We start from the raw sequence: 11,560 nt of genomic DNA, 5'->3' as shown, positions 1-11,560 counted from the left end.
GCCCCCAGACGCGGGGCTTCTTCTGCCAGCCCGGCTCGCGGGCCGTCATCATCAAAGCTGAATACCGAGCGTTCGCTATCTACTAAGCTGACGGTGGCGCTGTCTGTGACGCTATCTCCATCGCCATCCACCCGAGTTACGCTGTATTGCAAACCCAGAGAGTTCTGGCCGCTCAACAACAGTGAGAGCGACTCATCAAACAGGCCGGTGTTAGCGTGAGACAGTGCCTCAAACTGGGTGGTCTGCAGCTGCGCAACGCCATCCACGGTCACTATCTTGATGCTGAACACCACATCACCGTCACCGTCCACCCCTTGCAACTCGGTCGCGCTCACGGCATTGAGAGTAATCGCACCGCCATCGGTCGCCGACAGGTTGGTCTCGACACCCTCGCTGCCCACGCCCACAAAACTGAAGCTACCTGTCGTACTGCCTGCGCCATCGGCACCATAGCTGCCACTGCTGGTAAAGAGCGACAACAGACCGCCTGCGATCGCTGTGGTAGCCTGTGCCAGAGCCCCGCTCACATCGTCACTGACGTAACCATCATCCACATCGCTACTGTTGTAGGTGTCTCCCTTGCCAACAGTCTCGTCCAGGTTCACCGACAGGCTGCCAAAATCAGCCTCTTCCGCCACGCCCACACTCTGGCTTGGAACATCATCCAGCACTGTAATATCCAGAGTGGCGCTGGTCGTATCTCCATCATCGTCCGTCAGAGTCACTACGAGGTTTTCACCCAACTGAATGTCGTTGGCCGGTTGTTGATGAGCTTCGTTATCAAGAAGGGTATAGCTGTAAGTTACTGTGCCATTACCCGTAACCGGATCGTAGGTGATGGCCGTAATTTGCAATGTGTTACCCAAAGGGGTGTCAACCGACTGCGGCAAGGTCACGACTGCGCCATTACTGATCAGCTGAAGTCCCCCCACACTCAGTAGCTGAACCCCATCAGGAGCATTGAAGGTAAATGTGCCGCTTTGAGTCAATTTAGCGGCATCTGGTGCAGAGCCATCTGCCAGATTGGCATCACTCACCTGCACTTCCCCACCTTCAACAGCCAACCCTTGCAGATTTACCCCTTCATCAACCGGAGTAATAGTAATAACAAGAGTTGACGATACGGTGTCCTGCCCATCGGTTACTTGATAAGTGACAGCAGGTACCGCCCCGTCATAGTTGGTTGCCGGTGTAAATGTGTAACTGCCATCTGCATTGATGATCAGGGTTCCAACACCGGTAATTGTTGCAGCAACACCAGCTGGAACTCCGATATTGCCCCCCCAGTCATAAGAGACGATCGTGGCGGTAGCCGGTCCGTCAGGATTGGTACTGTTATCCAGAAGATTGCCACTGATAGGCGAATCCTCCTGGGTAGTCACTGTTTCATCCAGATCTGCCAGTACATTTACCAACAGCGGGTCTGCAGCCTGAGCTTGATCAAGCACAGGTGTCGTATCGTAGGTTGTATCAAAACCGGCAGCAGCTATTGTGGCATCTCCGACACGGTCGATAGTGACAAAGCCACCATTACCACTCGTTCCAGCGACCCCACCAATCCCACCACCGCCACCACCGGCTGCAGGAGCACCACCTGCGGCTGACGCTTCAAAGTTTTGAGTCGGGTCAACACCTTGCAAGATTGATTTTTGCAAAGCCGCTATATCGGAAGGCGCTCCATCACCATTGGCATTTGTACCACCCTGCGGCTGATCGGGTTGAGCCTCATCGGCACCGGTTGGCTGGTTCTTTGCAGGGGAATCATCGTAGGGCGAAAGGGCCAACTTGGCATCATCGGCGATGACCAATTTGGCACCGGGTTGTAAAATCTCGCCTTTTTGCAGAGGGCGCTGTGTTCCATCAGCCAGCACTATCTCTACATTGCCTTCAACACCCGATACAACGACGGTTTTATCGATGACTTGAGTACGCATATCAATTGCTCCAAGGTGGCGGATCTCGCTGGATACACCTTAGAAGCACTTGCCAACTCTAACCGTTGCAAAAAATATATATATCGGCGGGACAGGGATGTTCAAGAATGAACCAAATCGAACGAAGCTGTTTTTTCCTTTAATATCAAAACACTAGCAAAAGACCTTATTGAGGCCTTATTCACTTTTTCATTCACTAATGACAAATTGATTTTATGAACAATATAAAAAGCGGCCCTGAAGGCCGCTTTGATTCAGAAAACATCGTTTCAGGATAGGGGGAATGCCGGGTGGACAAATCCCTGATATCCATCGATATGAAGTTTGGAGAGTAGCTCCACTTGCTGCTGGTCTTCCACCCGCGTGGCAATGGTCAGAACACCGGCATTGTGGGCTGCACGACAAACAGCGGCAAGGAAGGAGGTATCGGCCCCCGGCTCCATCACCTGGCTGGTATAGCCATGATCCACCTTCACATAAGCAGGGGCCAACTCTTCCAGATAACCGAGAGACTGGAAGTGGCGACCATAATGATCAACACCCCATTCGAAACCAAGCTGACGCAATACCTGAACCAGTGCCGTCACTTGCTCCCGATGTTTCACAATCGCCGCCTCCGGAATTTCAAACAGCAGACGCCCCTGCAGATTTACATGCTCCGAGAGAAATTCTGGCAACCACGCCAGGAAATCATCAGAGCAAAGTGAACCAGCGGTAATATTGATAGCCAGCGTCAACTCGGCATCTTGTTGCAACAAGCCGGTACTGGACTCCAAGATAGCCTGGTCAAATTCACTCCCCAGTTTGAACTGTTCAATAGCAGGCAAGAATTGTCCTGCAAAGTAATCCGTTCCATCGCGCGAAATAGAGGCAAACAGCTCGGCATGCATGCGCGAGCCATTATCAAAGCGGCAGGCGGGTTGTGCCTTGAAGCGCCATAGATGACGGTTAATCGCATCTTGCACCAGATCTCGCCATGCCAGACGCCCCATCATGCCCTGGCTATCCCCACCTTCAATAACAACTGCTCCACGACGCTCATTACGGGCTTTACCCAGTGCATTATCTGCCTTGGTCAACAGCGCTGAGAGATCATCTTTACCATCACGACCCGCAATACCGATAACAGAGAGCGGGTTACCCTCCTCCATCGGATTAACCACCAAGTCAGCAATACGGGAGTTAATAATCTCGGCCAGTTCTTTGAGCTGCTCAAAATCATCAGTCGGGCATAACAATGCATACTCAGTTGCCGAAATTCGTGCAACAGCGGCGCCATCCCATCCCTTAAGCTGTTCCCGCAACACTTGGGCGATGGACTTGACCATATTGTCACGAGCCGCGAAACCTTCATCACGGTAGATATCTTCCAGCATATCCACCGCAACCAGCATAACCCCGCCTTGACCAGCTTCAGCAATCCAGGCATTTACTTGGCCAACAAAATAGGCTCGATTACCCAAACCGGACACCGCATCGACATAGACGCGCTCACGCAGTTTTTCTGCCTCTTCAGCCTGTTCTTTGAACTGCACAGCCAGCTTGCCGGAGAGAATATTGATGGCCTGAACAACTTGCTTCAGCTCATGAGTCCGAGGTTCGGGGATGGTATGACCAAAATGGTGCAACTCAATCTCGACGGCCTGGTCACAAATCTGTTTGAGCGGCTTTAACAGGAAATTCAGCGCTCGCATCAACAAAATAGTAGTAATGAGAAAGCCAATCACGAACCAGGTTGCCAATTCGCTCATGCCCACCCACAGCTCGTGATAAGCCTGGCCCGGATGACCGACCACCTTCAATTTGCCAAGCTGTAGCCAACCAGATGTCAGAATCGACTCGTTGGAGACTTCTGGAAATAATCCCAACTTAATAAACCAGTCCGGTACGCCCTGAATACGGCTGCTGTTCTCCTCTTCAATCACATCTTTCGAGGCAAGCAGATCAAGCCGCACAATACGATAATAACCACCGTCAAATATCGCCTTGATCACCGACTCGGCACCAACTTTGTCTCCGTTTTCCAGATAGGGAGTCAGAGCCAGCCCCAATGACGTCGCGGTGTTAATCACCGTTGTTTCCTGCTGCTGTGCAAGATAGGAGCGTGTCGAATTGAATTGCACCCAATAGGTGGCTGCAAACAACAATCCAAACAACAGCAACATGGTGGCCAATAACTGTCTGTAGAGCGTCATAGGTTAATCATCCAAATTCACCACAGGCCGAGCCAATCGCCCTGATGTCATGCGATTGCGTAAATCATTCCATAGCCCCAAGCGGGATGAATCGCCAGCCAGTTCCCCTTGGCCTCGCGCTTTCATCAACCACAAGTGACTACCGTTAAAACTGAAAACTGGCACAAGGTCATGCCGCTGGGTAGCGGGACGAATTGAGCCTATCAAATTGTCCAATATAACCGGAACTGACGATGGTGTTTCGTAATAGGCTACGACCATATGAAACTGGTTATAGTCGAGTGCCTTGACGTATACCATGCGCATTTTCTCATCCGGAATACCGAGTTCAAGCAAGGTAGAATACTTGGCAATACTGAAATCTTCGCAATCACCACCGGAAGCCCCCAGAAACTCCAATGGTGTCGCCCAATAATCTTTTTTACGCCACAACTTTATATCGTCAATAAAACGCATCTGATTAAAGAACTGATTCACCTTTTCCAGCTTCTGGCGTTCACTTAATCCAGCATCCTTGTTTTGCTGCACCAGTGTGCGCCAGGTAGTGACTCTCTTCCCGGCCCGAATGCCGTAGGTCTGCTCAGCGCGTTTGATCAACTGCATATCTTCCTGAGTCAACGGTTGGCTGGCGGAGAGCAATAAAGAGAGAGGGAGTAGGAATAACCACAGAGAAGCACGCACCATTCGCATCAAGCTGCGACTAGCGCCAAACCGGGCATGAGAAATACCAACAAATGACAACCAGAAAGCCACATCATTTTCCTGCCGCATCGTTGGTGAAACTCTCCTGCACAAATCAACCGGTTTGAGCCAGACAGGATGGCATTATCGGTACCGCCATCCTGCCTGCAGTTACCCTAACCAAGAAAGGGCAACTGAATACCAACTTACTTCTTGGCCTGCCACTCGGTAGGCTGTTTGAAGTTGAACGCATTAAGCAGGCTACCCGTCGCATTCAAAATGCGATAGTCGGCCAGCAATGAGTCGTACTCTGCTGTGATATAGCTGCGGCGCGCTTCAAACAGTTCGTTCTCGGTGTTCAATACGTCCAGCAAGGTTCGCTGTCCCAAACCAAATTGCTTCTTGTATGCCTGAACAGTGTCATAGCTGGCATCTACGTGCTCTTTCAAGAAGGTTTTCTGTTTGGCCAGTGACTCTTTGGCGTTCCACGCAAGACGAGTTCCCTCTTCAACTTGACGGAAAGCATTCATATGAATGTCTTTTGCCTGAGAGTAAAGCGCGGATGTCGCATTGCTTTGCGCCACATCGGAACCACCACGGAACAGGTTGTAGCGCATCCGCACCATGGCAGTCAGATCGTCGTTACGGCCTTTAACAGCATTGATATCCTCGTTCCAGTTCTGATCGACCTCAAAAGTCACATCAGGATAGAAACCGGACTTGGCACCTTCATGCTGGTACTTGGCGGCTTCAATATCTTGCAAAGAGGAGAGCAGAGTGGGGTGAACCTCGGTAGCAGTCTTCAAAGCACTCTCGAGTGACGGCGGAAGCAGCTCTGTATTCGGTGTCGGTTGAACCAGGTCTTTTGGCACCTCATTGACGACACGAATAAATTCACTTTCCGCATCACGATAATTGTTTTCTGCCGCAGCCTGGTTGGAATAGGCCCGAGCCACACGTCCATCGATCTGGGTCTGGTCAGCAGTTGAACCAAGGCCGGAGTCAGTACGCTTGCGGATATCGCTGCGGATCTGCTCGTGGGTCTCGAGGTTTTGCTTGGATAGCTCCAAAATTTCCTGCTGACGTAGCATATTGAGATAAACCTCAGCCACCCGCAGAGCCGTATTTTCAGCTTCGGAGATCATCGCCAGACGCTGGGCATTGGCCTCTGCCTCGGTTCTGGAGACATTGCTACTGACATTGAAACCGTCAAAAAGCATCTGACGCAGACTGATCCCCGCCTCTTTACGAGTCATGGAGTCATCAATCGTTGTCGAGTTGGAGCCAGCAGCTCGAGTTGTCGGGCTATCAACTTTTTCGTAGCCAACGCCACCGCGCAAATCGATGGTGGGATAGTAACCCCCTTTGGCGCCATCATGCTGATAAAGACGAGCCTGATAAAGATCAAACGCCTCTTTGATCTTGGGATGAGTCGCAAGTGCCTGCCCTACCGACTCTTCCAGAGTCTGGGCCTGCACCAATGCTGGCAACATAGTTACGCCACTGACCAGCATGGCAACAATCGTTTTTTTCATGTTATCTCCAGTCATGTCTTGTTTTTAGATTGTTGGCTTATCGTTCTCTCAGTGCCGACTGTTTTGCCCGTAATATCGGCTTAAGCAAATAGTCTAGGACACTTTTTTTACCAGTAATTATATCTGCACTGGCTAACATACCGGGGATGATGGGAAGTGCATTAAGCTCATCGCCCAAGTAACTTTTCTCGGTGCGCACCCGAACCAGATAGAAGGAGTTCCCCTCTTCATCCTGGATCGAGTCCGCACTTATCTGTTCAACCTTACCATGCAAGCCTCCATAGATGGTGAAGTCGTAGGCGGTGATCTTGACTACAGCATCAAGTCCTGGCCGCAAGAACGCTATATCTTTCGGAGATACTTTGGCTTCCACCAGCAGGGTATCTTCCAGCGGAACTATCTCCATCAAATCCATACCGGGTTGAACAACACCGCCCAGAGTGTTGACCTTGAGCTTCTTGATGGTGCCTTTGAGCGGAGCAATCACGCTGGTGCGATCAACCCGATCTCGCAATCCGACCTGCCCTTCCGACAACTGCCCCAGTCTGCCTTGTTTTTCATTCAACTCGGTCTGCGAATCAGCCCTGAACTTAAGTGCAATGTCGTTGCGCTTGGAGATGGTCTCACGCAATACCGCATTCAACTTGGGGATCAGCAGATGGTTACTCTCAAGCTCCCCCTGCATTTCGTTGACCTGCCGCTCCAATTTGATCAGCTCAACCTGTGGCACAATCCCCTCTTTCGCCAACGGACGGCTGATATTGAGCTCTTGTCTTGCAAGCTCAACGCTGCGATTGACAGTGCGGATTTTGGCGTTGAGCTCAATCAGTTCCTGCTCATTCTGCTCAATCTGCTGGCCTAGGATATAGAGCTGGTTCTTCAGGTTATTAAGACGATCCTTCTGGACCGACCGTTCACGGTTGGCATATTCGGCAAAGACAGTTTCATAACCATCCGGAAACTCAATGGGTGCTTCGCCCACTACAACCTGTTCACGCCATCCCAGATTCGGCTCGTTTTTCACCTCGACGCTAGCCATTTCTGCATGTAACCGAGCAATGTCCCCTTTAAGAGTCACCAGCTCCTGCTCACGCTCGCGAAAATCGGAACGAAAACGAGTGTCATCAATACGTAGCAGTGGTTGGCCTTTTTCGACGATGTCGCCTTCTTTGACGAAGATCTCCTTGACGATCCCCCCTTCCAGGTTCTGGATCACCTGCAACTGGCGAGAAGGGATGACTTTGCCTTGTCCTACAGTAACCTCATCCAGTTTTGCCCAGGCAGCCCACACAATCGCGCTCATAAAGAAGAAGAAGCAGCACCAAAGCAGAATGCGCGCCCGGGTCGGTGTCGTCAGCAAAACGGCTGCGGCACCATCATCGACAAAGGCAAGATGCTCGGGGGCTGGCAACACTTCATCGGAAGAGTGCTTTTTTAATCCCTTGAACCAGCCTAACAACCGCTTAGCCATGGGATACCTCCTGCAGCCGTACCTTGCCCTCTTTGAGCTGTTGCAACACCGCCTCTTTCGGGCCATCAGCCACTATTTGCCCCTGCTCGATCACTATCACTCGGGAGGCGACATCAAGCATGGAGGTTTTGTGGGTGATGAGAATCAAGGTCGTTTCCGGACCCAGTCTGGCCAACTCCTGTTTAACCAGCATTTCAGACTGGTTGTCCATATTGGAGGTCGGTTCATCCATCACCAGAATGGGCGGGTCATTAAGCAGAGCTCGTGCCAACAGGATGGCCTGACGCTGGCCACCCGAAAGCTGGCGCCCACCTTCACCTATCTGCCGATCCAGACCATTGGGATCCCGGTTGGTAAAGTTGGTCACACCAGCCCGTTTGGCGGCGCGCAATACCCGCACATCGTCCACCAGCGGATTACCCAGCATGATGTTATCGCGCACCGAACCAAAAAAGAGCACGACATCCTGCGGTACACAGCCAATATTGCGGCGAATCACCGAGGGTGGCAGCTGATCGAGTTCAAAACCATCGATTCTGACCGAGCCATCAGTCGGACGATAGAGGCCCATCAAGAGCTTCTCGAGGGTAGTTTTACCCGCACCTATCCGGCCGATAATTGCCACCTTCTCACCCGGCTGGATGCGCAGATTGATATTGTGCAGGGTACTGGTCTCCATTCCCGGATATTTGAAGGAGACATTCTCGAACTCAATCCGGCCAGAGATAACCGGATGATGGATATATTGTTTTCCCTCCTCCTGCTCACCCGGCGTTACCATGATCTTTTCCAGAATATCCAGCGCAGACTTGGCCTGGTTATAGCGGGTCGAGAGTACAGAGAGCTGCACCATGGGCGCGATAGCCCGGCTGGATAGCATCACGGCCGCGATCATCCCCCCCATGGTCACATTGCCCTCGGAGATCTGGTAAACCCCGACAATCACCAACCCGACAGTCACCACCTGCTGGATGTAGCTCGCCAGTGACGACATGGAGTTGGTGATGCGGCGGGTCTGAACGCCCCAGGTAGAGATATGGGATACCGCCTGCTCCCAGCGATGCTGGAACATGCTTTCGGCACCAAAAATCTTCACAGTCTCAAGGCCCGAAATACTTTCGATCAGGTTGGCATTTTTCTGGGAAGCCAGCCGCGATCCCTCTTCAATCGACTTCTTGAGCGGCTCCTGAATATAGAAGCTGTAAGCGATCAAAATCAGCATGGCAACAATCGGCACCACCACCATGGCACCGGCAAAGATCCAGATAATAAAGAGGAAGAAGATGGCGAAGGGAAGATCAATCAGCGTTGAAACAGTTGCCGAAGTAAAAAACTCCCGTACCGACTCAAACTCCTGCAAATGTTTGGCAAAAGCACCGGTTGAGGCAGGACGAGACTCCATCCGCATGCCCATCACCTTGGCAAAAATCTTCGCAGAGAGCAGTACATCCGACTTTTTGCCGGCGATATCAATGAAGTAACTGCGCAGCTGCCGCATCACATAGTCGAAGGTAAAAACAACCATGGCACCCACAGCCAGCACCCAGAGCGAGTCAAACGCCAGATTGGGTACAATCTTGTCGTAGACGTTCATGGTGAAGAGCGGGCTGGCTATTGCGAACAGGTTTATCAGAATGGATGCGATCAATACATCACGATAAATTCCGCGGGATTCAAACAAGGTACTCCAGAACCAGTGACCGTCACGGGTTTCCAGCACCTTGGGCGAACGTTCATCAAACTTGAACTGTTTCTTCACATAGAAGAGGCGCCCGATATATTCGTCCCCCAGCTGGGCGACCGCAACCCACTGGGTCGCATCCCCGGCCTGCGGAAAAATCACTTTTCCCTGGCTTCGATCTTCATTCCATTCCAGCAAAATACAGGCGCCGCCATTGCGCATCTGTAGCACGCAGGGCAGCAGCAGCGGAGAGATCTCATCAAGCGGCTGAATGACTTCACGGGCAGACAGACCTCCCCGCTCGGCAGCACGACCAAAAAGCGACGTGGTCAGACGCCCCGATACCAAGGGTAAACCGGTCGTCAGGGCATCCTGACTGTTTGGCACGCCGTAAAAGCGGGTCAGAAAGACCAGACACTCCAATAACTCATCAATACGACTTGTTTCTGCTTGCATAGCATCCTGTCACTGCATGAATGAGGTCGAGATAACCCCGCTGCCACCAGAACCTGTTCTTGCCAATCCAGATCAAGAACAACTGCCGCCACTGGCAATACCGCGGAGGGGAACGGCGCATCCGGGGTCGTTAACCCGGTTCGTTCTAAACAGCGGCATGGCTCATTATCGATAAAAGAGCGAGTGAAATACTCTGCTGACGTTTAGCTCATCATTAAATGTGGCTGAACGTAATTGATAGCGATATCTATTATGGTGCATCACTATATCAATCCGTACGCACCAAGACTATAGCTAAATCTATGAAGCTTTTTATATAAGCCTATGTTTTATGGGAAAATAGTAACTCTCCGCTCAACTACAGCTCAGAAAGCATAAAGGGTCTTCCCAGTGCGTACCCTTGTGGCCCCTGGCTTGCGAGGGCCTTGGCAATCTCACTCATGGCCGTCCAGCGATTTTCACACCAGACCGGAGCCAGCAGAGTCGGGCGACGAGCTGAGGCCGAAATGCGGTGATATACCACCTCGGGTGGTGTGTGCTGGATCATGGCGACAGCGGTTTCCACATACTGCTCCAGCGTCAATACCTCAAGCCGACCCGCCTGCCATGCCTTGCCAAGGGTACTGCCCTCGACCACATGAAGCGGATGGAGCTTGATCCCCTCAACTCCGGTTTCCACGATGCGATGCAGGGTATCGAGGCTATCCATCGGCACCTCGCCCGGCAGACCGACGATCAGATGGGCACACACCTTGATACCGCGCTGATGAGCCCGCGTCACTGCATCCACATAGGCAGCATAACCGTGACCCCGGTTGATCCGTTGCAAAGTCTTGTCGTTGGCGCTTTGCAGCCCGAGCTCCAGCCAAACCTCGTAGCCCCGGGCCTGATAGCCCGCCAGCAGATCCAATACGGCATCCGGTACACAATCAGGACGAGTGCCGACACAAAGTCCCACCATATCGCTCACCGACAGCGCCTCTTCATACATCCGCTGCAGATACTCGACCTCGGCATAGGTGCTGGTATAGGCCTGAAAGTAGGCAAGATAACGCTTGGCACGGGTCACCTCATCCCGACGGGCCAGCAGTTGCTGCACCACAGATAGCTGCTGGGCCGATTCATCGGCGAAGGAAGAGACATTGCAGAAGGTGCATCCGCCACGGCCCAGGGTACCGTCCCGGTTTGGGCAGGTGAAGGCGCCGTGAATGGAGAGCTTGTGGATCTTCTGGCCATGACGCTGCTTGAGATCCTGACCGAATGTATTGACGAGTTCGTGTAACTGCATGACACCTCCGCTAAAGGAGCGCCATTGTACGAGCTTGCGCAAATACGGCGCTGAGCTGGATCAAGGGAAGAAAGGGTCAGAATTCATATAAATATTCACCATTTTGCAGATAAATATATGATATCGGCCGATTATTGATGCTTTTGAGACCTTGCCTGCCACGGGGCTGCGCCAGCAACCATATCCGCAATGGGATATAAACTATTGTTGAACAAAGAAAAAATTTAAGAGTACGGCTTGCGGGCAAATGCAAGAGACAGGATTGTGAAATGTGATCACCTTCGTCCTTGGCATCCATGATTTGGTAAAATTACTACAG

7 protein-coding genes are annotated in these 11,560 nt (G+C 51.9%); all 7 read right to left on the bottom strand.

Annotation, left to right across the window (positions count from 1 at the left end):
• On the bottom strand, nucleotides 1-1,934 hold a 1,934-nt coding region (locus BS300_RS21035; protein ID WP_071911333.1), incomplete at its 3' end, for a retention module-containing protein.
• Between the two features lie 269 nt (nucleotides 1,935-2,203).
• Nucleotides 2,204-4,129 (bottom strand): EAL domain-containing protein, encoded by a 1,926-nt coding sequence (locus BS300_RS05620; protein WP_071911331.1) that lies wholly within the window; start codon nucleotides 4,127-4,129, stop codon nucleotides 2,204-2,206.
• 3 nt (nucleotides 4,130-4,132) lie between these two features.
• Nucleotides 4,133-4,819: a transglutaminase-like cysteine peptidase gene (locus BS300_RS05615; protein WP_165791334.1), complete on the bottom strand. Its 687-nt coding sequence runs from the start codon at nucleotides 4,817-4,819 to the stop codon at nucleotides 4,133-4,135.
• A gap of 197 nt (nucleotides 4,820-5,016) precedes the next feature.
• On the bottom strand, nucleotides 5,017-6,345 hold the full coding sequence (locus BS300_RS05610) for a TolC family outer membrane protein (protein WP_071911329.1): 1,329 nt from the start codon (nucleotides 6,343-6,345) through the stop codon (nucleotides 5,017-5,019).
• A gap of 37 nt (nucleotides 6,346-6,382) precedes the next feature.
• Nucleotides 6,383-7,816, bottom strand: coding sequence for an HlyD family type I secretion periplasmic adaptor subunit (locus BS300_RS05605; protein ID WP_071911327.1), 1,434 nt, complete (start codon nucleotides 7,814-7,816; stop codon nucleotides 6,383-6,385).
• Entirely contained in the window at nucleotides 7,809-9,953 is a 2,145-nt protein-coding gene (locus BS300_RS05600) for a type I secretion system permease/ATPase (RefSeq protein WP_042033157.1), read from the bottom strand. Before BS300_RS05600 ends, BS300_RS05605 begins: the two co-directional genes overlap by 8 nt.
• A gap of 358 nt (nucleotides 9,954-10,311) precedes the next feature.
• On the bottom strand, nucleotides 10,312-11,241 hold the full coding sequence (locus BS300_RS05595; protein ID WP_071911325.1) for a TIGR01212 family radical SAM protein: 930 nt from the start codon (nucleotides 11,239-11,241) through the stop codon (nucleotides 10,312-10,314).
• Nucleotides 11,242-11,560 lie beyond the last annotated feature (319 nt).

Origin of the sequence: Aeromonas sp. SCS5, assembly GCF_001887375.1 — a bacterium.
In the GTDB taxonomy this organism is placed as follows: Bacteria; Pseudomonadota; Gammaproteobacteria; order Enterobacterales; family Aeromonadaceae; genus Aeromonas; species Aeromonas jandaei.
Note: the sequence above shows the minus strand (reverse complement) of the source record. Positions and strands in the feature narration are given on the sequence as shown.